This window comes from Streptomyces sp. NPDC054842, from assembly GCF_053611025.1.
In genome coordinates this window covers 57,903-82,518 of record NZ_JBSGZN010000012.1, presented here as the reverse complement: position 1 = coordinate 82,518, position 24,616 = coordinate 57,903, and the positions used below count along the sequence as shown (strand labels likewise).

21 protein-coding genes and 1 pseudogene are annotated in these 24,616 nt (G+C 71.7%); 7 read left to right on the top strand and 15 right to left on the bottom strand.

Annotation, left to right across the window (positions count from 1 at the left end; all coding sequences use genetic code 11):
- The 5 genes from ACWGIS_RS12070 to ACWGIS_RS12050 form a co-directional block, all read right to left on the bottom strand.
- A complete protein-coding gene (locus ACWGIS_RS12070; RefSeq protein ID WP_453362287.1) occupies positions 1 to 1,344 on the bottom strand; it encodes a CpaF family protein in 1,344 nt (447 codons plus the stop codon).
- Positions 1,345 to 1,362: 18 nt separating this feature from the next.
- Positions 1,363 to 1,686, bottom strand: coding sequence for a TadE/TadG family type IV pilus assembly protein (locus ACWGIS_RS12065; protein ID WP_453362286.1), 324 nt, complete (start codon positions 1,684 to 1,686; stop codon positions 1,363 to 1,365).
- 287 nt (positions 1,687 to 1,973) lie between these two features.
- Positions 1,974 to 3,587, bottom strand: a complete 1,614-nt coding sequence (locus ACWGIS_RS12060) for an AAA family ATPase (RefSeq protein WP_453362285.1) — start codon at positions 3,585 to 3,587, stop codon at positions 1,974 to 1,976.
- Between the two features lie 54 nt (positions 3,588 to 3,641).
- Positions 3,642 to 4,355, bottom strand: a complete 714-nt coding sequence (gene cpaB / locus ACWGIS_RS12055) for a Flp pilus assembly protein CpaB (RefSeq protein ID WP_453362284.1) — start codon at positions 4,353 to 4,355, stop codon at positions 3,642 to 3,644.
- 88 nt (positions 4,356 to 4,443) lie between these two features.
- Complete coding sequence (locus ACWGIS_RS12050) at positions 4,444 to 5,319, bottom strand: hypothetical protein (RefSeq protein ID WP_453362283.1); 876 nt, start codon at positions 5,317 to 5,319, stop codon at positions 4,444 to 4,446.
- 381 nt (positions 5,320 to 5,700) lie between these two features.
- On the opposite strand from ACWGIS_RS12050, the gene ACWGIS_RS12045 reads away from it, so the two are divergent.
- Positions 5,701 to 7,395 (top strand): chitinase, encoded by a 1,695-nt coding sequence (locus tag ACWGIS_RS12045; protein ID WP_453362282.1) that lies wholly within the window; start codon positions 5,701 to 5,703, stop codon positions 7,393 to 7,395.
- Positions 7,396 to 7,462: 67 nt separating this feature from the next.
- On the opposite strand, the gene ACWGIS_RS12040 is transcribed toward ACWGIS_RS12045, so the two are convergent.
- Complete coding sequence (locus ACWGIS_RS12040) at positions 7,463 to 8,029, bottom strand: hypothetical protein (protein ID WP_453362281.1); 567 nt, start codon at positions 8,027 to 8,029, stop codon at positions 7,463 to 7,465.
- A gap of 26 nt (positions 8,030 to 8,055) precedes the next feature.
- Positions 8,056 to 8,625 carry a hypothetical protein gene (locus ACWGIS_RS12035; protein ID WP_453362280.1) on the bottom strand — a complete coding sequence of 190 codons (570 nt, stop codon included), beginning with the start codon at positions 8,623 to 8,625 and terminating at the stop codon, positions 8,056 to 8,058.
- A 361-nt stretch (positions 8,626 to 8,986) separates the two neighbouring features.
- Between ACWGIS_RS12035 and ACWGIS_RS12030 the strand changes: the two are divergent.
- Positions 8,987 to 9,199: pseudogene (locus tag ACWGIS_RS12030) on the top strand (Scr1 family TA system antitoxin-like transcriptional regulator); the annotation flags it as partial.
- Between the two features lie 11 nt (positions 9,200 to 9,210).
- Positions 9,211 to 9,402 carry a hypothetical protein gene (locus ACWGIS_RS12025; RefSeq protein ID WP_453362279.1) on the top strand — a complete coding sequence of 64 codons (192 nt, stop codon included), beginning with the start codon at positions 9,211 to 9,213 and terminating at the stop codon, positions 9,400 to 9,402.
- Between the two features lie 14 nt (positions 9,403 to 9,416).
- Here ACWGIS_RS12025 and ACWGIS_RS12020 read toward each other — a convergent pair whose 3' ends face one another.
- Positions 9,417 to 10,862 (bottom strand): Nramp family divalent metal transporter, encoded by a 1,446-nt coding sequence (locus ACWGIS_RS12020; protein ID WP_453362278.1) that lies wholly within the window; start codon positions 10,860 to 10,862, stop codon positions 9,417 to 9,419.
- Between the two features lie 455 nt (positions 10,863 to 11,317).
- Here ACWGIS_RS12020 and ACWGIS_RS12015 point away from each other — a divergent pair, with 455 nt between their 5' ends.
- Entirely contained in the window at positions 11,318 to 12,670 is a 1,353-nt protein-coding gene (locus ACWGIS_RS12015) for a M14 family metallopeptidase (protein ID WP_453362277.1), read from the top strand.
- Positions 12,671 to 12,677: 7 nt separating this feature from the next.
- Here ACWGIS_RS12015 and ACWGIS_RS12010 read toward each other — a convergent pair whose 3' ends face one another.
- The 5 genes from ACWGIS_RS12010 to ACWGIS_RS11990 all read right to left on the bottom strand — a co-directional run bounded on the left by ACWGIS_RS12010 (position 12,678) and on the right by ACWGIS_RS11990 (position 17,080).
- Complete coding sequence (locus ACWGIS_RS12010) at positions 12,678 to 13,241, bottom strand: hypothetical protein (protein WP_453362276.1); 564 nt, start codon at positions 13,239 to 13,241, stop codon at positions 12,678 to 12,680.
- Between the two features lie 64 nt (positions 13,242 to 13,305).
- Positions 13,306 to 14,790, bottom strand: a complete 1,485-nt coding sequence (locus ACWGIS_RS12005) for a GntP family permease (protein WP_453362275.1) — start codon at positions 14,788 to 14,790, stop codon at positions 13,306 to 13,308.
- 120 nt (positions 14,791 to 14,910) lie between these two features.
- Positions 14,911 to 15,321 carry a RidA family protein gene (locus tag ACWGIS_RS12000; RefSeq protein WP_453362274.1) on the bottom strand — a complete coding sequence of 137 codons (411 nt, stop codon included), beginning with the start codon at positions 15,319 to 15,321 and terminating at the stop codon, positions 14,911 to 14,913.
- Positions 15,318 to 16,079, bottom strand: a complete 762-nt coding sequence (locus tag ACWGIS_RS11995) for an IclR family transcriptional regulator (protein ID WP_453362273.1) — start codon at positions 16,077 to 16,079, stop codon at positions 15,318 to 15,320. Before ACWGIS_RS11995 ends, ACWGIS_RS12000 begins: the two co-directional genes overlap by 4 nt.
- Positions 16,076 to 17,080 (bottom strand): sugar kinase, encoded by a 1,005-nt coding sequence (locus tag ACWGIS_RS11990; RefSeq protein ID WP_453362371.1) that lies wholly within the window; start codon positions 17,078 to 17,080, stop codon positions 16,076 to 16,078. Before ACWGIS_RS11990 ends, ACWGIS_RS11995 begins: the two co-directional genes overlap by 4 nt.
- Before the next feature lie 200 nt (positions 17,081 to 17,280).
- On the opposite strand from ACWGIS_RS11990, the gene ACWGIS_RS11985 reads away from it, so the two are divergent.
- Complete coding sequence (locus ACWGIS_RS11985; protein ID WP_453362272.1) at positions 17,281 to 18,621, top strand: amino acid deaminase; 1,341 nt, start codon at positions 17,281 to 17,283, stop codon at positions 18,619 to 18,621.
- Positions 18,622 to 19,429: 808 nt separating this feature from the next.
- A complete protein-coding gene (locus ACWGIS_RS11980; RefSeq protein WP_453362271.1) occupies positions 19,430 to 21,043 on the top strand; it encodes an N-acyl-D-amino-acid deacylase family protein in 1,614 nt (537 codons plus the stop codon).
- A gap of 178 nt (positions 21,044 to 21,221) precedes the next feature.
- Here ACWGIS_RS11980 and ACWGIS_RS11975 read toward each other — a convergent pair whose 3' ends face one another.
- Complete coding sequence (locus ACWGIS_RS11975; RefSeq protein ID WP_453362270.1) at positions 21,222 to 22,106, bottom strand: S1 family peptidase; 885 nt, start codon at positions 22,104 to 22,106, stop codon at positions 21,222 to 21,224.
- Positions 22,107 to 22,262: 156 nt separating this feature from the next.
- Entirely contained in the window at positions 22,263 to 23,006 is a 744-nt protein-coding gene (locus ACWGIS_RS11970) for a hypothetical protein (RefSeq protein ID WP_453362269.1), read from the bottom strand.
- A 124-nt stretch (positions 23,007 to 23,130) separates the two neighbouring features.
- On the opposite strand from ACWGIS_RS11970, the gene ACWGIS_RS11965 reads away from it, so the two are divergent.
- A complete protein-coding gene (locus ACWGIS_RS11965) occupies positions 23,131 to 24,342 on the top strand; it encodes a pyridoxal phosphate-dependent aminotransferase (protein ID WP_453362268.1) in 1,212 nt (403 codons plus the stop codon).
- The last annotated feature ends 274 nt before the right edge of the window (positions 24,343 to 24,616 follow it).

The following is a 24,616-nucleotide window of genomic DNA, read 5'->3' as shown; positions in this document are numbered from 1 at the left end:
TCATCCGATGGCCCGCCTGGTGTTGAGGACGTCGATGGCCTCGGCGACGCCGAAGGCGGGGGGCAGCGGTTCGCCCGCCACGTACAGCTTCTCGGCGATCTGGCGGGGCAGCGGGAGGTGCTCGAAGCGGCCGTGGACGACCCGGTCGGGGCCGGTGGGGCGGGGGACGAAGCGGGAGACGGTCGCGATGCGGAACTGCTCGCGGCCGTGCGAGACGAGCAGGGCGACCTCGGCGATCTTGCGGGAGCCGTCGGCGTGCCTGGCGAGCTGCACGACGACCTCGACGGCCGAGTTGATCTGGTCCTTGAGCGCCTCGAAGGGGATCTGCACCTCGGACATCGAGCCGAGGGTCTGGAGCCGCATCAGGGCGTCCTCGGCGGAGTTGGCGTGGACGGTGGCCAGGGAGCCGTCGTGGCCCGTCGACATCGCCTGGAGCATGTCGAGGGTCTCCCCGCCGCGCACCTCGCCGACGATGATGCGGTCGGGGCGCATGCGCAGGGAGTTGCGGACCAGGTCGCGGATGGTGATCTGGCCCTTGCCCTCGACGTTCGGGGGCCGCGACTCCAGGCGGATCACGTGCTCCTGCTGGAGCTGGAGTTCGGCGGAGTCCTCGATGGTGATGATGCGTTCGTGGGCCGGGATGAGTCCGGACAGCGCGTTGAGCAGGGTCGTCTTGCCGGTGCCGGTGCCGCCGCTGACGATGACGTTGAAACGGGCGCGGACGAAGGCCGCCAGCAGCATGAGCATCTGCTCGTCGAGTGAGCCGAGGTCGATGAGCTCCGGGAGCGTGTAGGCGCGCGGGAAGCGGCGGATGGTGAGGGTGGGGCCGGTCAGGGCGAGCGGCGGGATGATCACGTTGACGCGCTCGCCGGTGGGCAGGCGGGCGTCGACCATCGGGTTGGACTCGTCGACCCGGCGGTTCACGGTGGAGACGATGCGCTCGATGGTCTGCATGAGCTGCTCGGTGGACGCGAAACGCAGCGGGAGCTGTTCGACGCGGCCGGCCCGTTCCACGAAGATCGAGTCGGGGCCGTTGACCATGATCTCGGTGATGGACGCGTCGGCGAGGAGGGGTTCGAGGACGCCGAGGCCGAGCGCCTCGTCCACGACCCGCCGGATCAGCTGGGAGCGCTCGGCGGAGGACAGGACGGGTCCCTCGCGGCTGATGATGTGGCCGAGGACGCGCTCCAGCCGGGCGCGCCGTTCGGTGGCGGCCAGGCTGGACATCTCCGCGAGGTCGATCTCCTCCAGGAGCTTGGCCCGGTAGACGGCGACGAGGTGTCCGTCCTCGCGGGCGGGGCCCCCCTCCTCGGGGGCGGCGGCGATACGGGAACGCAGGCTCATGTCTTCGGCTCCTCCCGGTCAGTCGTCCTGGTCGTTCGGCATGGTGGCCCGGCGTTCGGCGGTGAAGCCGTCCATGAAGGGGATGACCGAGGGGATCTCGACCTGGACGGTGGCCACCACGGTGTCTCCCCCGCCGCCGACCGAGACGCTCGCGCCGAAGCGGCCGTCCATCGCCGCCTGGCCCGCGGCCTGGCCCGCCGCGGCGTCCTTCTGGGCGGCGACCCGGGCCGCCGCCCGCGCTCCGGACCCGGCCTGGTTGATGCCGTAGCCGACCAGGCCGAGCTGGATGGCGGCCATGCCGATGACCAGCAGGATGGGCAGGAATCCGGCGAACTCCAGCATGGAGACACCGCGGTCGCCCCAGCGCCGGGCCCGCGCCGGGCGGGAACGGGGCAGGACGGCACGACGCCGGCGGGCCCGGACGGCCGCCTCCCGCCGGCATCGGGGCCGGCCGGACGCCCGTCGCCGGCCGGACGCGGGACGTGGCACCGGCCCGTGCGCGGGCGAGGGGCACCGCCGGTCCGGCGCGGGCCGCGCGGACGGCGAGTGCGCCCGTGACGCCGGGTGCGGGGCCGCCGGTCCGCGTCGGCCGGGACGTCCCGGGGCACGGTGCGAGCGTACGAACAGGCTCATCCGTCGTCCCCTTCCACGGCCGCGCCCGCCTCGCCGTCGACCTGCCAGCCGGCGTCGAACCCGGGGAAGAACAGCGGTACTTGGGCGGTGACGCGGGCCTTCCACACGTCGCCTTCGAGGGTGCAGCCGATCTGAGCGCCCTGCCAGGCCCCCGGCAGGTGCTGCTCCCCGGCCGACTGGCAGGCGCCGGCCGCGTCGCCGTCCACCGCGTACGCCGCCGTCGCCGCCCGGGCGGCCTCGTCGGCCGCGTTCCCGGCGAGGGACCAGGTGTAGCCGTAGAGCACGCACTGCCACAGGATCGTCATCACGACGAGCAGCAGCGGGAACATCCCGGCGAATTCGAGGGTCACCGCTCCCCGGTCGCCGCCCTTGCGCCGCAGGGCCAGCGCTCCGCGCTCCTGAGCCGGTTTGCGGCGGCGGCCTCCCCCGCCCTCCGGCGCCGGGACGGCGAGGCCCAGCTCACCGGTGAGCGCCCACAGGGCCTGTTTCACCGTGGAGCGGGCGTCGAGGTCCTGGAGCCGGCCCGCGTCGACCACGGACTGCAGTTCCTTGAAGGCGGCGGGCACCGTGGAGCGCGCGACCCGGGTGCCGGTGACGCGCTCGACCAGCGACGGCTGGATCTCCGTACCGCGCGAGTGCCGGTTGACGACCGTCGTCGTCTCCTCGGCCTTGCGGATCTGGAGGCGGTCCCACATCCGGACCATGCGCTTGGCGGCGCGGACGGCGACCACGTCCGGGGTGACGAGGAGCAGCGCCTGGTCGGCCATCTCCACGGCGGCGGCCGTCGCGGAGGTCATCTGGGAGCCGCAGTCCACGACCACCACGTCGTGGCGGGAGCGCAGGGCTGCGACGACCTGGCGGGCGACCCGGTCGGTGACCTCCTCGCCGCGCTCGCCCTCGGCGGGGGCGAGCAGCAGGCCGACGCCGCTGTCGTGGGTGTAGACGGCGTCCTGGAGGACGCGCGGGTTGATGTCGCTGATCCCGGCGAGGTCGGCGATGGACCGGCGGAACTGGACGTCCAGGTAGGAGGCGACGTCCCCGGACTGGAGGTCCAGGTCGAGCAGGGCGACCGTACGCCCGGACGCCTGCGCGGCGAGGGCCAGGTGGACGGCGGTGACGGTGGCGCCGACGCCGCCCTTGGCGCCGGTGACCGTGACGACGGTGCCGCCGGGGCCGGTGTACAGCTCGGGTGTGCTGCCGAGGTGGCGGCGCATGCCGAGGGACCAGGCGGCGGCGGCCTGGACGCGCTCGGCGAGGGCGTCGTAGCCGAGCGGCAGGCCGACGATGCCGCGGGCGCCGGAGTCCATGGCGGCGGTCAGCACGCCGTTGCCGGTGTCGGCGGTGATGAGGACGACGCCGACCGCCGGGAAGCGCATGACGACGTCGCGGATCAGGTCGAGGGCCGGCACCGGGCCGATCCGCTCGTGCACGAGGACGACCTCGGGCAGCTCGTCCAGGGACTCCGCCGCGAGGCGGGCGAGGGTGTCGAGGAGGGCCGTCGAGTCGGGGACGGGCGGGGCGGGTTCGGTGTCGGCGAGCTGGCTCAGCAGCGTGGTGAGCGCGCGGGCCGAGTCGATGTCACCGACGGCGGGGAGGATGCGGACGGTCATCGGCGGCACCTCTCACGACGGGCCCCGGCGGGAGCGGTCGGCATGCGCGGCCTCCTACTTGTCCTCGTCGAGGGTGTACGTGCGGTCGCCGGGGGCGACGGCCGTGTCGGAGCCGCCCGCGACCAGGGCGAGTCGGACGTGGGTCGCGAACGACTCGGCGTAGGCGACCCGTTGGGCGTCGGCGGTGTCGAGCGCGAAGGTGATGGGGACGGCCTCGCTCGCGGTGCGGCGCCGGTCGTCGCTCGACTGGCCGGGCTCCAGGGCGGTGAGCTTGCCGACGTCGATGACGCGCGCGTTGGCGACGATGACCTTGGACTGGTTCCTGCCCTTGTCGTTCTCCGCCTTGAAGGTGGCGTAGATGTTGACCCGGGCACCCGGGTTGATCTTTCCGGCGACGCCGGTCGCCGCGTCGATCATGATCGCGATCTCCTGCTGGCCGGCCTCCAGCGAGGGCCGGTCCACGATCATGTCGGCCTGGAGCAGCGATCCCTTCTCCAGCCGGGTGACCGCGATCTTGCCGCGGATCTGCGAGAGGTCCGTGACGGCGGTGGACGACAGCCAGCGCTCGGGCATCGAGACCTTCTCGAACTGGTCGGCCGACAGCTCCCGGTAGGGGGCGACGTCGCTCTTGAGGCGGTACGCCGCCACCTCGGGGCCCACCTTGGAGTTCACGTCGCGGATCACCGAGAGGACTCCGGCGAAGGCGCCCAGGGCGCACAGGACCGAGAGGACCAGCAGGATGACGCCGCGGCGCTGGCGTGAGTTCATGACGCGGACAACCTCGATCGGGGGCGGGGACAGCGGGGTCGGGCGGTCGTGCCTGGTTCTCCGTGCTGTGCGGTGGTGCCGGCGGTGCCTAGGTGACGCCCGGGGGCAGGGCGCGTACGGAAGAGGCTGCCCGCGCGGGAGCGCCGGGAAGCTCCCCGGGCGGTGGCAGCGCGGCGGCGCAGAACCCGCAGCGGTCGCCGATGAGTTCGAGGCCGCACCAGTGGCAGGTCTCGCGCCGGACGGACGAGACGAGCTGGTAGAGCACGGACACGTCGTACAGCCCGGCGGCGAACTCGGCGAGTTTCGCGGTTCCCCACCAGCGCGCGGACTGCTCGGGCAGCGGGACGGTCGCGACGCCCTGCACCTGCCAGGCGGGGGCGAGGGTCGTGGTGACCCAGTCGGACGGCGGCTGTTCGGCCGCGACGAGCAGCCGGGTGCCGAACTCGGGGCCGGCCAGGTCCTCCTGGCCGACCCTGACGAGCTGCGGGCGCGGGTTGGCGAGGACGGCGAACTGGGCGCCGGGCACCCAGGACTTGGCGTGCGACTTCAGGGACACGGGGACCCGGTCGAGCTTGGCGACGGAGCCGAGCAGGGCGCCCGCGTAGATGTAGTGGGCGAGGAGCCGGGCGGCGGACGCGAGGACGCCGGGGCTGAAGTCGCAGACGGACAGTTGCCGCAACTGCTGCGCCAGCAGGGCGATTCCGAGCGGCGGGAGGTCGATGCCGAGCAGGGCGATGCGGTCGCTCTCCAGGACCGAGCGGACGGTGTGCAGCCGCCGGGTGAGCTCGCCGGGGGCGGCGGACGGGTACAGGGAGATCACGTAACCGTGCTGCTCGATCAGCGTGTGCATGCCGGTGAGGGAGCTCTCCAGGGTCTCCAGCGGCTGGACCACGGCGGGCGGTGTCTGCCGGTCGTGCGGCGGGAGCACCAGGTCGGGACTGGTGACGGCTATCGCGGTCGGCACGCTCGACACCACCCCGTTCACCGGGGCGGGATGGTCGGTCGCCGCCCTCGGATCGCCCCTGTTTCGCCATGGACCGTCACAGATGGCCACACATCGTCACTGTGACGTCCTCCTGCATCTGCACCATATCCACGGCATGCCCCGCTCAACACCGACTTCGGCAGATCAACTCACCGAAGGTACGGGCTTGATCCACACAGAGTGAATCGCCCGTCCGCAACTCCGCGCCTCCGCAGGGACGTTGGCGGTGACCGGCGACCGGCAGAGGTCTTGACAACCGTATTGGTCTGGACCACCTTGGACCTCCAGCGGTGGCCACCGTTCCGCAACCTCCCCGCCCTCTCCCCCTCACCGGAGGCACCAGTGGACCGCGCACCAGGCATGCCCAGACGCAGACGGACGTGGGCGGCTTTCCTCGCCGCCGCACTGGGGGCGTCCGCCCTCACCCTCACCGGACTCGCCACCGAGGCGCAGGCCGCGGACGTCAACAACGCCAGGAACGGCGGCTTCGAGTCCGGCCTCGGCAACTGGACCTGTACCGCGGGCAGCGGTACGACGGTGTCCTCGCCCGTGCACGGCGGCTCGGCCGCGCTGAAGGCGACGCCCGCCGGGCAGGACAACGCCAAGTGCACGCAGACCGTCGCGGTCAAGCCCAACTCGACGTACACGCTGAGCACCTGGGTCCAGGGCGGGTACGCCTACCTCGGCGCGAGCGGCACGGGGACGACGGACGTCTCCACCTGGACGCCGGACTCCTCCTCCTGGAAGCAGCTGACGACCAGCTTCACCACGGGTTCCTCGACGACCTCGGTGACGGTCTACACCCACGGCTGGTACGGGCAGGCCGCCTACTACGCGGACGACCTGTCGGTGTTCGGCCCCGACGGCGGGGGCGGCACCGACCCGGCGCCCACCGTCCCGGCGGCCCCGGCCGGCCTGAAGGTCGCCTCCACCACGTCCTCGTCGGCGTCCCTCGCCTGGAACACCGTCTCGGGCGCGACGGGTTACAACGTCTACCGGGACGGCACGAAGGTGACGGCGGTGTCCGGCACCTCGGCGACCGTGACCGGCCTGGCCGCCTCCACCTCGTACTCCTTCCAGGTCACCGCGACCAACGCGGCCGGTGAGTCCGTGAAGTCGGCGGCGGTCACCGGCACGACGACCGCCTCGGGCGGCGGCGGGGGCGGCGGAACGGTTCCCGCGCACGCCGTCACCGGCTACTGGCAGAACTTCAACAACGGCGCCAAGGTCCAGAAGCTGTCCGAGGTCCAGTCGCAGTACGACATCATCGCCGTCTCCTTCGCGGACGCCACGAGCACGCCGGGCGCGGTCACCTTCAACCTGGACTCGGCCGGGCTCGGCGGCTACACCGTCGACCAGTTCAAGGCCGACGTCCGGGCCAAGCAGGCCGCGGGCAAGAAGGTCATCATCTCCATCGGCGGCGAGAAGGGCACGATCTCCGTCAACGACGCGTCGTCCGCGACGAACTTCGCCAACTCCGTCTACTCCCTGATGCAGACGTACGGCTTCGACGGCGTCGACATCGACCTGGAGAACGGCCTCAACGCCACCTACATGACGCAGGCGCTGCGGTCCCTGTCGGCGAAGGCGGGCTCGTCGCTCGTCATCACGATGGCCCCGCAGACCATCGACATGCAGTCGACGTCGAACACCTACTTCCAGACGGCCCTGAACATCAAGGACATCCTCACGGTCGTCAACATGCAGTACTACAACAGCGGTTCGATGCTGGGCTGCGACGGCAAGGTCTACAGCCAGGGCACGGTGGACTTCCTCACCGCCCTCGCCTGCATCCAGCTGGAGGGCGGTCTCGCCCCGTCCCAGGTGGGCCTCGGCGTCCCCGCCTCCACCAGCGGCGCGGGCAGCGGCTACGTCTCTCCCACCATCGTGAACAACGCCCTCGACTGCCTGGCCAAGGGCACGAACTGCGGCACGTTCAAGCCGTCCAGGACCTACCCGTCCCTGCGCGGCGCGATGACCTGGTCCACCAACTGGGACGCGTCGGCGGGCAACGCCTGGTCCAACACGGTCGGCCCCCACGTCCACGGCCTCTGACCCCGGCCGACACGGACGCCCTCTTCCGGGAGTTTCCGGGGGAGGGCGTTCGGGGTACGCGTTCACATCATTTCGGGTCGAAGGACCAGACCATCCCGACCTCCGTCCCGGACACCAGGACCAGACCGAGATCCCAGTCGTACGAAGAGACGGTCGAACAACCGCTGATTCGCTGGTAATAGTCCATGCTCCGGCTGTTCCGACCGGTGTTGGCGTAGAAGGCCGACCCTTCCGGGAACCGCGACAGGATGACATCGGCGTTGTCCTCCAGCCCCGGCCTGAGTTCCTCGAAATCCGGAACTTTTTCAACATTGAGCCACAGCGTGGAAAGTGCGACGAGAAAGTGACGAGCGGAGGTCCGTGAAATTTCGGTCATGCGGATCTTGAAGCTATCGACCGCACCGTCCACCGGAACTTCGACGAACGGGTAGAAGGGATCGTCGAGCCTTTCGAACTCCTCCGCGAAGGCATCGTTGACGTGCCAGCCGCGAGCGTCCGGCACGTCTCCCCGCATCAGAGTGCCCACGTCGAGCGCCCAGTCCTCGTGCTCTCTGCGCGTCACCTTGGCGATGGTCAGTCGGCGCGCGTACATGCTCAGGGCGTCGGCCCACGCCCTCTCGTGGAGAGCTGCCATCGGTTTCTCCTAGCTCCTCAGTCCTGTCACCAGGCGTGGAACGACCACACCATGCCGACCTCTGTCTCGGAGACCAGGATCAGACCGAGATCCCAGACGTGGACCGAGATCGGGTCGCAACCAGAGATCCGCTTGTAGTAGTCGAGGTTCTTGCTGTGGCGGCCGGTGTTGGCGAAAAAGCGGGAACCGTCCGGAAAGCGGGACAGGATGACGTCGGCCTTGTCCTCCAGGCCCGGCCTGCGTTCCTCGAAGTCCTCCTCGTTCTCGACGTTGAGCCAGAGCGTGGAGAGGGCCACGAGGAACCGCATGGCGGAGGCGCGCGGGATCTCGGCCAGGTGGGACCTCCAAGCGCCCGTCGTAGCGGGGTCGTCGGGCCGTAGGGCGAAGGGGTAGTACGGATCATCCAGCCTCTCGAACTCGCCCACGAGGCAGTCCTCGGTACGCCAGCCGCGGTTGTCGGGTGTATCGCCATGCATCAGGGTGTTCACGTCGAGCGCCCAGTCGTGGTGCTCCCTGCTCGTCACCTTGGCGATGCTGTACCTGCGCGCGTACATGCCGATGGCCTCGGACCACGACCGCTCGGTGAGCTCGGCCACCCCTGTTCTCCTCACACATCCGCTGCCACGCGCGTCGATACGACGAACGGCACGCGAAGCAGCGCCCGTCCACGTTCCGGCAGTTGCGCCGAGGCCACCTTGTCACTGGTCGAAGGCATCCGGCACGTGAGTTGCGCGCCGCCGCTCCGACAGTGGCCCCCTGGTCCGGGTGAGCGGCGCCTCCACCTCCCCGTACGCCGTCGCGCCGACCCTCGGCAGCGTCGCCCACCTGCGGGTTCCACCGCCCGGTTCGCGGGCCTTGCCGAAGCCCCGGTCGCCGTCGCAGACCCGGCAGACGCAGGCCAGGACGCGCAGGGCCGCCCGGCGCCGCGTGGCGCACTCCTCCGCGAGCCGGGGGTGCGCCTTTTCGGGTGCCGGACAGACGGTCCTCTACGCGGAGGGACCCGTGCCGCAGCTTGACACCGTGCAGATCGACAACTCGCACGGGCCCGATTTTCTGCATCTGGACAGCCAGTTGGCCAAGTACCGTGCCCACCTGGACTGGATGGAGCGCATCGCCCTGTCACCAGCGGCGTCACGCGACTTCATCCGCGGTATCGCCAACGAGCTGTGAGGAGAGGTCCGATGGACGACATCACGTGGGAGGAGCCGTTCTGCGGTGAGGGAAACTCCTGCTTCCGCCTCGGCACCGACGGCCACGACAACGCCTACATCGCCATAGCCGGTGCCGAGGACTCCTACCTCACCGACTCCCGCGAAGCGCTCCGTACGCTCATCCGGGACATCAAGGCCGGCAAGGCCGACCACCTGCTCTGAGCCGTCCGGCCCCGTCAGAAGAACTCCGACCACGGCTGGTCCCAGACCTGCTTCACGCACAGCACCAGGAAGAGCAGCCCGGCGACGGACAGCATGGCGTTGCTCAGCATCCCGTTGCGCCATTCGGCGGGCGTGCGCGGCGAGTTGAGCAGCCACAGCAGGGTCAGGGCCAGGAAGGGAAGGAACGCGGCGCCCAGGACCCCGTACAGGATGATCAGGCGGAAGGGCTGGCCTTCGAACAGCAGCAGCATCGGCGGGAAGGTCAGCCAGAGGAGGTACGCCCGGAAGGGCCAGGACTTCTCCCGGGCACCGGACGCCACCTCCTCCGCCGAGGCCCGACCGGCCGGGGACACCGCAGAGGCCGGACCGGCCGGGGACACGGCGGAGGTCCCGGAGCCGGAACCGGCGGCCATCGGGGGCGCCGGGGCACCCGACGCCTCCGGTGAGGTCGACGCCCGTCCCGCCCGGTCCCGCCGGTCCTTGCGGAAGCGTTCCACGAAGTCCGCGAACATCAGGCTCACCCCGTGCCAGACGCCGATCAGCGAGGTGAACGACGTGGCGAAGAAGCCGATCAGGAAGAACTTGGCCGTCGCCGTCCCGTACTCGTCCTCCAGGATGTCGCCGAGCTGGACCAGGCCCTTGTCGCCGGAGGCGATGGCCACGTTCGCGGAGTGCAGCAGCTCCGCGCCGACGAAGAGCATCGCGACGACGAAGATGCCGGTGGTGATGTAGGCGACGCGGTTGTCGAGCCGCATCACCTTCATCCACCCGGTGTTGGTCCACCCCTTGGCGTTGACCCAGTAGCCGTACGCGGCGAGCGTGATCGTGCCGCCGACGCCGCCGATCAGGCCGAGGGTGTTGAGCACCGAGTCCTTCTCGTCGGGCAGGACCGGCAGCAGGCCCGCGAACGCGTCGCCCAGGTTCGGGGTGACGCGGACCGCCAGGTAGACGGTGACGACGAACATGACGCCCACCAGGACCGTCATGACCTTCTCGAACACGGCGTACTTGTTGAACCAGACGAAGACGAGGCCGACCAGCCCGGTGAGGATGGCCCACCACTTGAGGTCCATGACGTCCGGGAACAGCGCTTGCAGGGGCAGTCCCGACGAGGACATCGCCGCGGCGCCGTAGACGAACCCCCAGACGACGACGTACACGACGAAGAACCAGGACGTCCAGCGGCCGAGGCTCGACCAGCCGTCGAAGAGGGTGCGGCCGGTGGACAGGTGCCAGCGGCCCGCCGCCTCGGCCAGCGAGATCTTGACCAGGCAGCCGACGACGGCGGCCCACAGGAGCGTGTAGCCGAAGTTGCTGCCCGCGATGAGCGTCGCGACGAGGTCACCGGCGCCCACACCGGTCGCCGCGACGACGATGCCGGGCCCGATGTACGTCCAACTCGACTTCCGGGGGCGGGAGGTGACCTCCCCTGACGCTGTCTTCCCAGTGGTCTCCGACATGACGTTCAAGGAAGCGCAAAGCGGCCGGGGGCACAAGAGGGCGTGCGGTGAAGAGACGCGGTCGGGCCTGTGCGGCCACCGGGTCCGGCAGTGCCGTCCGCGGGCGGGACGGCCGGGGCGCGGCGGTGCCTTCGAGGGACGGGCGTACGGGGCGGGGCGGGGCCCTCGGCGGGGGTCGCACGGGAGTCGGCCGGGGTCCGCGGGACCGGGGCGCGCCTGCGTCGCCCGGCTGTTCCCCGCGCGTACAGTCCCGGGCCGAGCGTGCCCCCCGCGTACAGTGCCCGGCTGATTTTCGGCCGGTTCCCGACACCGGCCCACCCGACCTTCTTGACCTGCGCATGCCACACGCCCACGATGAGCGCCACACCCGCACCGAGCACGTCGCCATGAACCACCCCCCGCTCCACTCCCCACATCCGGAGACCCCGGACTCCCTGGAGAAACTAGGAGACTTCATGCGACTTCGCATACGAGGCAGCGGCGCCGGCAGAGGCCGCCGCGGCGCGGCACTGGCCACCCTCCTCGCCCTCGCGCTCGCCGCCCCCCTCACCGCCACGGCCACCGACGCCACGGCCACCGGCGGGCGGGCCGCCTCACCCTCGGCGGACGACATCCGCCAGTACGAGATCCACCAGAGCACCACCCCGGTGACCCGGACGGCCATCCAGCGCACCGGCGTGACCGTGGACGAGGCCGACGAGGAGACCGTCGTCGTCTCGGGCCGCGCGGACCAGATCAAGAAGCTGCGGCAACTCGGCTACGACGTCTCGCTGCTGGGATCGGCGCCCGACCGGACCGACGGCTCGGACGTGCGGCTGCTCGACTTCCCGTCGGCGGACTCGAAGTACCACAACTACGCCGAGGCGAACACGGAGATCAACCAGCGGCTCGCCGCCTACCCGGGCATCATGAGCAAGCGCGTGATCGGCAAGTCCTACCAGGGCCGGGACATCGTCGCCATCAAGGTCAGCGACAACGTCGCGAGCGACGAGGCCGAACCCGAGGTGCTGTTCACCTTCCACCAGCACGCGCGCGAGCACCTGACCGTCGAGATGGCGCTCTACCTGCTGCGCGAACTCGGCGCGGGCTACGGCTCCGACTCCCGCGTGACGAGCATGGTGAACAACCGCGAGATCTGGATCGTCCCGGACCTCAACCCGGACGGCGGCGAGTACGACATCGCGTCCGGCTCGTACCGCTCGTGGCGCAAGAACCGCCAGCCGAACAGCGGCAGTTCGTACGTCGGCACCGACCTGAACCGCAACTGGAACTACAAGTGGGGCTGCTGCGGCGGCTCCTCGGGCTCCACCTCGTCCGAGACCTACCGCGGCTCCGCGCCCGAGTCGGCTCCCGAGGTGAAGGTGGTCGCCGACTTCGTGCGCGGCCGGGTCGTCGGCGGGAAGCAGCAGATCACCGCCGGGATCGACTTCCACACGTACAGCGAACTGGTGCTGTGGCCCTTCGGCTACACCTACTCCGACACCGCCGCCGGCATGACGGCGGACGACCGCAACGCCTTCGCGGCCGTCGGCCAGAAGATGGGCGCCAGCAACGGCTACACGGCCGAGCAGTCCAGCGACCTCTACATCACCGACGGCTCGATCGACGACTACCTCTGGGGCAGCCAGAAGATCTTCGCGTACACCTTCGAGATGTACCCGAGGTCCGGTGGCGGCGGCTTCTACCCGCCCGACGAGGTCATCGAGCGGGAGACGTCACGCAACCGGGACGCGGTGCTGCAACTCCTGGAGAACGCCGACTGCATGTACCGCTCGATCGGCAAGCAGGCGCAGTACTGCGCGAGCTGACGGTTCATCAGTCCTGGAAGTAGGCGTCCAGGACGGCATCGAGCTGCTTCTCCCACTCCGGGAAGCGCGACCGGGCCGCCGCCTCGATCTCCAGCGGGTACCAGCGGCGGTCCGGCGTGTGCACGGTGACGGTGAACCGGCGTCCCCATCGGGGCGACTCGGTCTCGACGGCGCCGATCTCGTCCCAGCGGAACTCGGCCTCCTGGTCGTCCAGCCGCAGCACCACGCCGCGGCGGTCGGCCCGGACCGAGGCGCGCCGGTCGGAGGCCTCGAAGACGGGACCTCCGGCGTCCCCGTCCTCGTCCTCGTCGGCGGGGGCGTCGCCCGTCGTCACCGCCTCGGCCGAGGGGACGTCCGCGGCGGCCGTCTCCTCGGGAGCGGCCTCCTCGGACTCCTGCTCGGGCGTCGCGTCGACGGGGTCCGTCCCGGCCTCCTCGGCCGGGTCCTCGGACGTCACGGGCGCGGGTGACGTGATCCCGGGGACGTACGCCGGATCGACCGCTGCGGCGGGGACGACGGGCACGACGGGCACGTCCGGGGACTGGCTGCTCGAACCTATGCGCTGCTCCACAGCGGGCAGTATGGTCGAAGATCCTGTGCCCGGCACAGCCAGCCCCCGTTTAGCTGCACGGCTGTTATACGAAGAGGCTGAGAACCGCCGCCACCGCGAAGCCGGCCACCGACAGCACCGACTCCAGCACCGTCCACGACTTGAGGGTGTCGCGCTCGGTGATGCCGAAGTACTTGGCGACCATCCAGAAGCCGCCGTCGTTCACGTGCGAGGCGAAGATGGAGCCCGCCGAGATGGCCATGATGACCAGCGCGACGAACGCCTGCGAGTGGTCGCCCCCGGCGAGCAGCGGTGCCACGATGCCGGCCGTGGTGACGATGGCGACGGTCGCCGAGCCCTGCGCCACCCGCAGCACCACGGAGATCAGGTAGGCGAGGAACAGCACCGGCAGACCTACGTCGTTGAAGGTGTCCGACAGCGCCTGGGCGACACCGCTCGCCTTCAGCACGGCACCGAAGACGCCGCCCGCGCCGACCACCAGCAGGATGTTGCCGACCGGCTTCAGGGACGAGGTCGACACCCGCTCCAGGGACTTGCGGGACCAGCCGCGCCGGATGCCCAGCAGGTAGTACGCGAGCAGCAGGGCGAGGGTCAGGGCGACGAACGGGCTGCCGAAGAACTCCAGGACCGAGCGGCCGGTGGACGGGTCGAACGCGATCGAGGAGAACGTCGCGGCGAGGATCAGCACCAGCGGCGTACCGATGATGCCGAGGACCGTGCCGAGGGGTACGGGCTTCTCCTGCGGCTCGACGCCCGCGGCGCGCTGCTCCTCCGCCACGGCCCGCTTGGCCTCGTCCGCGGCCTCCACCATGTCCTGCGGTACGGCGACGAAGATGCGCCGGCCGATCCAGGCCGAGAACACCCAGGCGGCGAGGACGGCCGGGATGCCGCAGACGACGCCCATCAGGATGACCCAGCCGAGCTGCACGTGCAGCAGTCCGGCGGCGGCCACCGGGCCGGGGTGCGGGGGCAGGAACGCGTGGGTCATCGACAGCCCGGCGAGCAGCGGCATGCAGTAGAGCAGGATCGATTTGCCGGAGCGCTTGGCGGCGGCGTAGACGATCGGCGCGAGGACGAAGATGCCGACGTCGAAGAAGACCGGGATGCCGAAGATGAGGCCGGTCAGGCCCATGGCCAGGGGCGCCCGCTTCTCCCCGAAGAGGTTCAGCAGGCGGGACGCCAGCACCTCGGCCCCGCCGGAGACTTCGAGGATCGCGCCGAGCATGGTGCCGAGCCCGATGATGATCGCGACGTGGCCGAGGATGCCGCCCATGCCCGACTCGACGACCGAGACGGCCGTGGACTTCTGGACGGTGCCGAAGAGTTCGGTGACGGACAGTCCGGCGGCGAGGCCGACGGCTATGGAGACGGCGAGCAGGGCGACGAACGGCTGGAGTCTGACCTTGATGATCAGCAGCAGCAGGAGGGCGATGCCGAGGGCGGCGACCGTGAGCAGGCCGGCGGTGCCGTCGAGGAGCAGGAGCAGGCCGCCGGTGTGCGGTGGGGTCTCGGGAGCGGGGGGTGCCGCGGCGAGCAGGGGGGACGACATGGTGGTCCTCTGTTTCGTAAGTGCATGAGGCTTTCGGGCAGGGGGTATCGCGGTGCGGCGCCCGGGGATGACGGGCGCCGCACCGTGACGGCGTACGGCGTGCGGGGAGTTGGGGGAGCGTCAGCCGAGGACGGCGAGCGCGTCGATCTCGACGAGGAGTCCGGCCGGCAGTCCGACGTAGACCGTCGTGCGGGCGGCGGGGGGCGCGGTGAGGCCCTGGTCCTCGAAGTAGGTGTTGTAGATGCCGTTCATCTCGGCGAAGTGGTCCACGTCGGTGAGGTAGACGCGGATCATCATCACGTCGTCCCAGCTCGCGCCGCCCTCTTCGAGGATGGCCTTGACGTTGTCGAGGGTCTGCAGGGTCTGCTCGCGCAGGCCGGGGCCGACGGGCGTCGGGGGCTGCCCCTCGACGGCGGGCAGGAAACCGACCTGGCCGGCCACCTGGAGGATGTTCCCCTTGCGGACGCCGTGCGAGAACCTGGCCGGCGGGGTGGTGTGGGTCTTCGGGGTGAGCGCGGTCTTCTCGGTCATGCGGGGTCCTTTGCTGGGGTCTTGCCGGAGTACTCGCGGCTGATGGCGTCCGCGGTACGGCGCACCAGCGGGAGCAGCGTGAGGAGTTCGTCGGCGGTGACGACGACGTTCGGGGCGGACACCGACATCGCGGCGACGACGCGTCCGTCGGCGCCCCTGATGGGGGCGCCCACGCAGTTGATGGACTCCTCGTGGCCACCGAGGTCGGTGGCCCAGCCCTGTTCGCGCACCGTCGCCAGCTCCTTGAGGAAGGCGGGCGCGCTGGGCGTCGAACGGGCCGTGTACATGGGGTAGTCGAACTTCTCCGCGAGCTGGCGGCGTTCGGCCTCGGGCAGGTCGGCGAGGAGCAGCTTGGCCACGGCGGCGACGGTGATGGCCACCGGCTTGCCGATCCGCGAGTACATGCGCACCGGGTAGCGGCTCTCCACCTTGTCGATGTAGAGCACCTCGCTCTCCTCGTACACGGCGAGGTGGACGGTGTGCCCGCAGACCTCGTTCAGCCTGACCAGGTGGGGGTGGGCGATCTCCCGGATGTCCAGGTTCTCGACGGCCTCCTGGGCGAGCGCGAAGAGGCGGGCGCCCAGGCGGTAGCGCTGGTCGGACTGGCGGTAGACGAGACCGTGCTCGTGCAGGGTGCGCAGCAGCCTGAGGGCCGTGGACTTGTGGACGCCGAGGCGGTCGGCGACCTGCCCGAGGTCGGCGGGTCCCTCCGCGAGCAGCGGCAGGATGCTCAGCGCTCGGTCGACGGTCTGGCTCATGGGGTGCGTACCTCCTCGTCGGCCCACGCGACGGCTTCGGTCCAGCCGGGGCCGAGTCGAAGTGTCTCCCATGCCCGGTCGTCCAGAGCGGCCAGCCGGTCCGCGTCCGCGCGGGCGCAGGGCGCGGCCAGGTCGCCGGGGACGGTGAGGGCGGCGGCGGCCGTCAGGTGGCCGTGGCGCAGCCGCTCGCGGGCGGGCAGTCCGCGCAGGGTCGCGGAGAGGAACCCGGCGGCGAAGGCGTCGCCGGCGCCGACGGAGGCGACCACGTCGACGTGCGGGGAGGGGACGAAGGCGGCGGTGTCGCCGTCGAAGAGGGTGGCGCCGCGCTCGCCCTGCTTCACGACCAGGGCGGCGGGCTCGGGCAGCGCGGCGCGCACGGCGGCGGGCCCGCCGGTGACGCCCCAGGCCGCCTCGGCCTCGTCCTCCCCGACGAAGACGAGGTCGCTGCCGCGGGCGAGGTCCAGCAGGACGGCGCCGGCCTCCTGCCGCTGCCACAGGTGCACGCGGTGGTTGACGTCGAAGGAGACGAGGGGGCGTCCGGGGCGGGGCGCGGTGAGTTCGCGGAGCAGGGCCAGGCAGTCGTCGGAGAGCGCGGCGGTGATGCCGGAGAGGTGGAGCACCCGGCCCGAGCGGGCGGCGTCCAGGTCGACGGTGTCGACGGCCATCGCGGAGGCGGCGGATCCGGCCCGGTAGTACGCCACCTCGTGGGCGTCGGTGGCCCGGTCGCCGGCGGTGCGGAAGTAGACGCCGGTGGGGCGTTCGGGGTCGCGCCGTACGGCGGAGGTGTCGACGCCGTAGGAGGCGACGGCCTCGACGAGGTGATCGCCGAAGCCGTCGGAGCCGACCCGGCTGACCCAGCGGGTGCGGTGCCCGGCCGAGGCGAGGACGCAGGCGACGTTGGACTCGGCGCCGCCGATCCCGCGTTCGAAGGAGGGGACGTCCGCGAGGCGGCCGGGGCGGGAGGGCAGGAACGTGACCATGGACTCGCCGAGCGCGACCACCTCGGCCGGGCCGTCGAGGCCGTCGGCGGCGCGGTGCTCGGCGGTTGCCGGTCCGTTGGTGGTCACGTGGGATCAGACTCCTCGCATGCTCCGGGTCCACGGCACCGTTGACCCTGCGTTGGCTGGGATGTTAGACAGCAGCAAGCGACATACGCAATGACCGTTGCAAGTAATGCAACGGAACCCGAGGAGGAGGCTCCATGGCCGCCGACACCACCGCCGCCGAAGCCGTCGCCCGCCTGGCGGCGGAGCGCGTCGACCACCGCTTCAAGGGCCTCCCCCCGGACGCCGACGGCCTGACCGTCGGCGAGCTGGCGGCCCAGCGCCGCAACCTCTTCACCGACGGCTTCACCACCCCCGTCCTCGCCCTCTCCGCCGAGCGCCTGCGGCACAACCTCGCGCTGATGGAGACGTACGCCGCCCGCCACGGCCTGGCCTTCGCCCCGCACGGCAAGACCTCCATGGCACCCCAGCTCTTCCGACGGCAGATCGAGCACGGCGCCTGGGGCATCACCCTCGCGGTGCCCCACCAGGTGCGCGTGGCACGGGAGTTCGGCATCCGGCGGATCTTCCTCGCCAACGAACTCGTCGACACGCCCGCCCTGCGCTGGATCGCCGCCGAGCTGGCCGCCGACCCGTCCTTCCGTTTCGTCTGCTACGTCGACTCGGTGCGCGGCGTCGAGCTGATGGACGCCGCGCTGCGGGGCACGGCGCGTCCCGTGGACGTCGTGGTCGAACTCGCCGCCGGGGAGGGCGCCCGCACCGGCGCCCGCACGGAGGCGGACTGCGCGGCGGTCGCCGACGCGGTGGCCGCCACGTCCACGCTGCGGCTGGTCGGCGTGGCGGGTTACGAGGGCGAGGTCCCGGACGCGACCCCGGACCGCGTGCACGCGTGGCTGCGCCGGCTCACCGCGCTCGCGGCGGACTTCGACCGGGCGGGCCGCTTCGAGGACCTCGCCACGGGCCGCGGCACCACCGGCGAAGGGGACGCAGACCGCAACGGCATCGACGGCGTCGACGGCATCATCGTCAGCGCCGGGGGCAGCGCCTGGTTCGACGCCGTGGCCGACGTCTTCGCCGAACTCCCCGAGTTGTCCCTGCCGGTGCTCAAGCTGCTGCGCTCCGGCGCGTACGTCTCCCACGACGACGGCCACTACAGCAGGCTCACCCCCTTCGGCCGGGTCCCCGAGGAGGGCGCGCTCCAGCCCGCGTTCCGCCTGTGGGCGCAGGTCGTCTCCCGCCCCTCGGCGGAGCAGGCGTTCGCCAACGCGGGCAAGCGCGACGCCGCGTACGACCTGGACCTCCCGACGGCCCAGGTCATCCACCGCGACGGCACCGAGCACCCGGCCACCGGCGTCACGGTCACCGGCCTCTCCGACCAGCACACCTGGCTCACCACGACCCCGGACGCGAACGTGCGCGTCGGCGACTGGCTCGGCCTGGGCCTCTCCCACCCGTGCACGTCCTTCGACAAGTGGCAGCTGATCCCGTTGGTGGAGGAGGACGGCACGGTGACGGAGTACGTACGGACGTTCTTCTGAGCACCGGCTGCCTGCCGTGCGGCTCAGCCGGGCCGCCGCGCCCGTGCGGGCCGCCCGCCCGCCGACAGCACCGCGCGCAGCGCGCCCGAAGGGGTGGAACGGGCCGAGGCCTCCCCACCCCGACGGCACCGCGCGCAACGCACCCCAGGAGGCGAGCCGAACCCCGGTTCGCCCGTCGCCAGCACCGCGCGCAGCGCGCGCAGGAAAGGTGGAACGGGCCGAGGCCTCCCCACCCCGACGGCACGGCGCGCAGCGCGCCCGGAGAGGTGAAACGAGCCCGGGCCTCCCCGCCCCAACGGCACCGCGCAACGCGCCCGGAGAAGCGAGGACGAACCCACGCCTGCCCGTCGACAGCACCGCGCGCAGCGCGCCCGGAAAGGTGGAACGGGCCGAGGCCTCCCCGCCCCGACGGCACCGCGCGCAACGCACCCCAGGAGGCGAGCCGAACCCCGGCTCGCCCGCCGACAGCACCGCGCGCAACGCACCCGGAAAGGTGGAACGGGCCGAGGTCCCCACCTCAACGGCACCGCGCAACGCACCCGAAGAAGCGAGGACGAACCCACGCCTGCCCGTCGACAGCACCGCGCGCAGCGCGCCCGGAGAGGTGGAACGGGTGGTCGTGGGTGGGCAGGCACCGCGCGGAGCGCGGGAAAGAAGCGGCACGGGCGCAGCCCGGAAAGCCGGCGCCGCAAGCGCACGAACAGACAGCACGGGCGCAGCCCGGAAAGCCGGCGCCGCAGGCGCGAGGACGGACAGCGCGGGCGAAGCCCGGAGACACGCGCCGCAGGCGCGGAAGGAGACGCCCACCATGGACCTGGTGATCAGAGACGTCACCGTAGTGGACGGCACAGCCACGCCCCCGTACAGGGCAGACGTAGGCATCCACGACGCCCACATCGCAGAGATCCGCAGGACCGGCACAGGCGCCCCCCTCCCCGGGGGAGCCAGAACCCTGGACGCGGCGGGCCTCGCCCTCTCCCCCGGCTTCATCGACATGCACGCCCACAGCGACCTCGCCCTCCTGACGGACCCCGACCACAGCGCCAAGGCCGCCCAGGGCGTCACCCTGGAGGTCATCGGCCAGGACGGCCTGTCGTACGCCCCCGTCGACGACCGCACCCTCGCCGAGGTCCGCCGCGCGATCACCGGCTGGAACGGCCCCGGCGACGACGTCGACTTCGGCTGGCGCTCGGTCGGCGAGTACCTGGACCGGCTCGACCACGGCTTCGGCGGAGAGGGCATCGCCGTCAACGCCGCGTACCTGATCCCGCAGGGCACGGTGCGGATGCTCGCCGTCGGCTGGGACGACCGGGAGGCCACCCCGGGCGAGCTGGACCACATGCGACGGCTGGTGGCCGACGGCATGCGGGAGGGCGCCGTCGGCATGTCCTCCGGGCTGACGTACACCCCAGGCATGTACGCGAAGGACGCCGAACTCACCGAGCTGTGCCGGGTGGTGGCGGAACACGGCGGCTACTACTGCCCCCACCACCGCTCGTACGGCGCGGGCGCCCTCGCGGCCTACGAGGAGATGGTGGCCCTCACCCGCGAGGCCGGCTGCCCGCTCCATCTCGCCCACGCGACCATGAACTTCGGCGTGAACAAGGGCAAGGCCCCCGACCTGCTCGCCCTGTTGGACGACGCGCTCGCCGCGGGCGCGGACATCAGCCTGGACACGTACCCGTACACCCCCGGCTGCACCACGCTCGTGGCGATGCTGCCGAGCTGGGCGGGCGAGGGCGGCCCGGAGGCGGTCCTGGCGCGGCTCGCGGACGACGAGACGGCCGAGCGGATCCGGTACGACATGGAGGTGGTGGGCGCCGACGGCTGCCACGGCGTGCCGATCGAGTGGGACACCATCGAGATCTCCGGGGTGGGCGACCCCGCTCTCGCCGCGTACGTCGGCAGCACCGTCCAGCGGTCCGCGGACCGGCTCGGCGAGGCACCGTGGGCCACGGCCCGCCGGCTCCTTCTCGCCGACGGTCTCGGCCCGACGATCCTCCAGCACGTCGGCCACGAGGAGAACGTCCGCGCGATCATGCGGCACCGGGTGCACACGGGCGGTTCCGACGGCATCCTGCGGGGCGACAAACCGCACCCGCGCGCGTACGGCACGTTCCCGCACTACCTGGGCCACTACGTGCGGGAACTGGGCGTCCTCTCGCTGGAGGAGTGCGTCGCCCACCTCACCGCACGGCCCGCCGCCCGGCTGCGGCTGCCCGACCGCGGCCTCGTGCGCGAGGGCTACCGGGCGGACCTGGTCCTCTTCGACCCGGACACGGTCGCCGCGGGATCCACCTTCGAAGCCCCGCGCACCCTGCCCGTCGGCGTCCCGCACGTCCTGATCGGCGGCCGTTTCGTGGTCGAGGACGGGCGGCGCACCGACGTCCTGGCGGGGCGGGCGGTCCGCCGTACGGCCTGAACCGCCCGCCCGTCGCCCGAAGCCGTGTCCGCGAAGTCCCTCCGGCCCCGCGACGCCCGGCACGCACTCCCGCCGCACCGGACACAGCCCCGGGCACGCCCGCCGGCGCACCGAGAGCACGCACCGGACGCCGCAGGGCCCGCTCTCCGGGCGGACGGAGGGACTTCGCGGACAGGACCTACGGCCTGGGCAGCGTGCACCCGCTGCGGGTCAGGTCGATCTTGTTGTCGATGCCGACGCAGGGCACGATCTGGTAGGTCTCCTGGCCGTAGTTGATGCCCTGGCGGACGGTGACGTTGCCGCTCGCGTCGACCTCGCACGGGTTGTTGTCCGTGCAGCGGGCGCCGTCCTCGTTGCCGGTGTTGTTGACGGCGACGACCTTGCCGGTGGCGCTGTCGACGACGGGTGAGCCCGACGTGCCGCCGATGGTGTTGCAGGCGGAGGTGTAGCGGACTGAGTCCTTCCACGTCCACTGCCCCTCCTTGAGGCGGTAGACGAACCCGTCGATGCTGCAGCTGTAGATCCGCTTCCAGTACCCGGACACCACCTTGATGGCGGTCCCGGCGACCGGGTGCGCGGCGTCGAGGGTGAGCGCGCCGATCCCGTACGAGCTCCTGATCTGCGCGTAGGTGCGGGTGAGCTGGTAGATCGAGATGTCCGTGTCGGTCATCGTCGCGTACGCGATCTTGCTCGCGCGCAGCGTCGCGACCCGCGTGCCCGCGGAGTTGAGGAGGCCGAAGCTGCGGCTGGAGGGCCGGTCGACGACGACCTCGCCGGCCGCCGGGAAGCCGGTCTCCAGGCAGTGGCCGTTGGAGAGCACGAGGGCGGGGTCGTCGTCCTCGGACCCGGGCATCCGCACGACGGAGCCGGAGCAGTTGCTGAGCGCGACGGTGCCGGCGAAGTCGACCGCCTGCACGGCGGGCGCGGGAGCGGCCTGCGCCGGGGCGGTGGGTGCCGCCGCCGTCCGCCCGGCCGGTGCGGGCGCGGGGTCCGCGACCGCGGGTGCCGCGCCCGTCCCGGTGATGACCAGGGCGAAGAGCGCGGCGACGAGAGGCTTTCTCATGTGGGGGTCCCCTCTGTTTTCTGTTGTCACGACATGAGCGGGCGACCGGAGGTCTTCCGGCCGTCTCCATTTGTCATGCGCATTGTGAGGGGACCCCGTGGGGGCGGCAAGGAGCCGTTTCCGGCCCCGCCCGGCGCTTTTTGGCCGTCCCGGCCGCTACCTCGGCCGCTTGGTGGAGCCGGGTCCGCGGCCGGGCTTGTCGTCCGCGGTGCGCGTCGGCTCGGCCGAGGCGGAGGCCGTGGGCGTCGCCGGGGCCGTCTTCGCGGGCGTCTCCGGCTCCGTGGCCTTCGTGGCACCCGCGGACACGCTCGCCGTCGGGGACTCCGCGGCCCCGGTCCCGAACGGCGAGGCCGACGGCGACCGGTCGGAGGCGGAGGGGCGCTCCGAGGAACCGGCGGGCGAGGACGCCTCGCTCGTGCCGGTGCTCCCGCCCTCGCCGTCGGGCCGCGGCGCCGGCGGGGAGTCGGAGTCGAAGGCCCCGGCGAGCAGCGCCGCGAGCAGCACGGCGCAGACCGCTCCGGCGCCGATCCCCGCGCGGCGCAGCGTGCGCGTGCGGTGCCGCCGCAGCAGCCGGGCGTGGCGGCCCGGCTCCTCGGCGAATCCGTCGCCGTCGAGGACCGAGGCGTCGTAGAGCTCCATCTCCGTACCCGGCCCGTCGTGCGGGTCCCTGCCCGCGGGTCCGTCGTACGGGCCCGTGTCGTCGTACGGGCCCGCGTCGCCGTACGGGTCCGCGTTCCGGTGCGCGTCGCGGGCGCCGTCGCCCCCGTGCGCGTAGGAGTCCTGCCAGCCGTGCGCCGCGGCCGGATCCGCGTACGCCTCATAGGCGGGGGTCGCGCCCGCGTCGCCCTGCGGGAGGTACACGTTCGGTGGACTCTCCGGTCCGCCGCTCTGCCATGACATGGCCGCGCATTGTAGGGACCACAAGGGCTTACGGAGTAGCGGAGCGACAAATCGATCGAAGCCGGGCGTCTCACGTGGTGGAAAACACCCCCCGTGACCGGTTGGGCGGCCGTAAGCTCGCGACATGCAGGTGATCCAGTCCACGAAGCTCGCCAATGTCTGTTACGAGATCCGGGGCCCGGTTCTCGAGGAGGCGATGCGGCTGGAAGCGGCAGGCCATCGCATCCTCAAGCTGAACACCGGCAATCCGGCGGCGTTCGGCTTCGAGTGCCCGCCCGAGATCCTGGAGGACATCCTCCGCAACGTCTCCTCGGCGCACGGCTACGGCGACGCCAAGGGCCTGCTCGCCGCCCGCCGCGCCGTGGTCATGCACAACCAGACCCTCGGCATCGAGACGGACGTCGAGCACGTCTTCATCGGCAACGGCGTGTCCGAGCTGATCGTGATGGCGATGCAGGGCCTGCTGGACGACGGCGACGAGGTCCTCGTACCGGCGCCGGACTACCCGCTGTGGACCGCCGCCGTGTCCCTGTCCGGCGGTACGGCCGTCCACTACCGCTGCGACGAGCAGTCGGACTGGATGCCCGACCTCGCCGACGTCGAGCGCAAGGTCACCGACCGCACCAAGGCGATCGTCATCATCAACCCGAACAACCCGACGGGCGCGGTGTACGACGAGGCGATGCTGCGCGGGCTGACCGACATCGCCCGCCGCCACAACCTGCTGGTCTGCTCCGACGAGATCTACGACAAGATCCTGTACGACGGCGCCACGCACACCCCGACCGCCGCCGTCGCCCCCGACCTGCTGACCCTCACCTTCAACGGCATGTCCAAGGCGTACCGGGTGGCGGGCTACCGGGTCGGCTGGATGTCGATCTCGGGGCCGCGGGCGCACGCCGACTCGTACATCGAGGGACTGACCGTCCTGGCCAACATGCGCCTGTGCGCGAACATGCCGGGGCAGCACGGTGTGGTGGCCGCGCTGAGCGGACGTCAGACGATCAACGAACTGGTCCTGCCCGGCGGGCGGCTGAAGGAACAGCGAGACGTGGCGTACGAGCTGCTCACCCAGATCCCCGGGGTGAGCTGCGTCAAGCCGAAGGGCGCCCTGTACCTGTTCCCGCGCCTGGACCCGAATGTCTTCAAGATCAAGGACGACCGGCGGATGGTCCTGGACCTGCTGCGCCAGGAGAAGATCATGGTCGTCCAGGGGACCGGCTTCAACTGGCCCGAGCCCGACCACTTCCGGGTGGTCACCCTGCCGACGGTGGCGGACCTGACCTCGGCGGTGACCCGGATCGGCACCTTCCTGGACGGCTACGGCCAGGTCTGACGCCCAGCGGGCCTTCCTGGACGGCTGGGGCGAGGTCCGACGCCCGCCGGCGCCTCCCTGGACGGCTGGAGCGACGTCCGACGCCCAGCGGCGCCTGTCCAGAACGGCACGGCGAGGTCCGACGCCCATCCGCACCCTCCAGGACGGTACGGCCGGGCGTGAGGCTCATCGGCACCGCCAGCCGTAGGCGCTACGGCGAGGCCAGACGTAGCCGCTACGGCGAGGCCCGGTGCTCACGCCGCGTGGTCGTCCGCCCGGTCTCCGTGAACCGACT

Excerpts from the sequence above, each read along its gene's own strand:
- ACWGIS_RS12040 (WP_453362281.1), bottom strand. The coding sequence starts at position 8,029 with ATGGCAGCTCTCCACGAGAGGGCGTGGGCCGACGCCCTGAGCATGTAC.
- ACWGIS_RS12025 (WP_453362279.1), top strand. The coding sequence starts at position 9,211 with ATGGACGACATCACGTGGGAGGAGCCGTTCTGCGGTGAGGGAAACTCC.
- ACWGIS_RS12045 (WP_453362282.1), top strand. The coding sequence starts at position 5,701 with ATGCCCAGACGCAGACGGACGTGGGCGGCTTTCCTCGCCGCCGCACTG.
- ACWGIS_RS11980 (WP_453362271.1), top strand. The coding sequence starts at position 19,430 with ATGGACCTGGTGATCAGAGACGTCACCGTAGTGGACGGCACAGCCACG.
- ACWGIS_RS12060 (WP_453362285.1), bottom strand. The coding sequence starts at position 3,587 with ATGACCGTCCGCATCCTCCCCGCCGTCGGTGACATCGACTCGGCCCGC.
- ACWGIS_RS11970 (WP_453362269.1), bottom strand. The coding sequence starts at position 23,006 with ATGTCATGGCAGAGCGGCGGACCGGAGAGTCCACCGAACGTGTACCTC.
- ACWGIS_RS11995 (WP_453362273.1), bottom strand. The coding sequence starts at position 16,079 with ATGAGCCAGACCGTCGACCGAGCGCTGAGCATCCTGCCGCTGCTCGCG.
- ACWGIS_RS11975 (WP_453362270.1), bottom strand. The coding sequence starts at position 22,106 with ATGAGAAAGCCTCTCGTCGCCGCGCTCTTCGCCCTGGTCATCACCGGG.
- ACWGIS_RS12070 (WP_453362287.1), bottom strand. The coding sequence starts at position 1,344 with ATGAGCCTGCGTTCCCGTATCGCCGCCGCCCCCGAGGAGGGGGGCCCC.
- ACWGIS_RS12015 (WP_453362277.1), top strand. The coding sequence starts at position 11,318 with ATGCGACTTCGCATACGAGGCAGCGGCGCCGGCAGAGGCCGCCGCGGC.
- ACWGIS_RS12005 (WP_453362275.1), bottom strand. The coding sequence starts at position 14,790 with ATGTCGTCCCCCCTGCTCGCCGCGGCACCCCCCGCTCCCGAGACCCCA.
- ACWGIS_RS11965 (WP_453362268.1), top strand. The coding sequence starts at position 23,131 with ATGCAGGTGATCCAGTCCACGAAGCTCGCCAATGTCTGTTACGAGATC.
- ACWGIS_RS11985 (WP_453362272.1), top strand. The coding sequence starts at position 17,281 with ATGGCCGCCGACACCACCGCCGCCGAAGCCGTCGCCCGCCTGGCGGCG.
- ACWGIS_RS12020 (WP_453362278.1), bottom strand. The coding sequence starts at position 10,862 with ATGTCGGAGACCACTGGGAAGACAGCGTCAGGGGAGGTCACCTCCCGC.
- ACWGIS_RS12065 (WP_453362286.1), bottom strand. The coding sequence starts at position 1,686 with ATGCTGGAGTTCGCCGGATTCCTGCCCATCCTGCTGGTCATCGGCATG.
- ACWGIS_RS12000 (WP_453362274.1), bottom strand. The coding sequence starts at position 15,321 with ATGACCGAGAAGACCGCGCTCACCCCGAAGACCCACACCACCCCGCCG.
- cpaB (WP_453362284.1), bottom strand. The coding sequence starts at position 4,355 with ATGAACTCACGCCAGCGCCGCGGCGTCATCCTGCTGGTCCTCTCGGTC.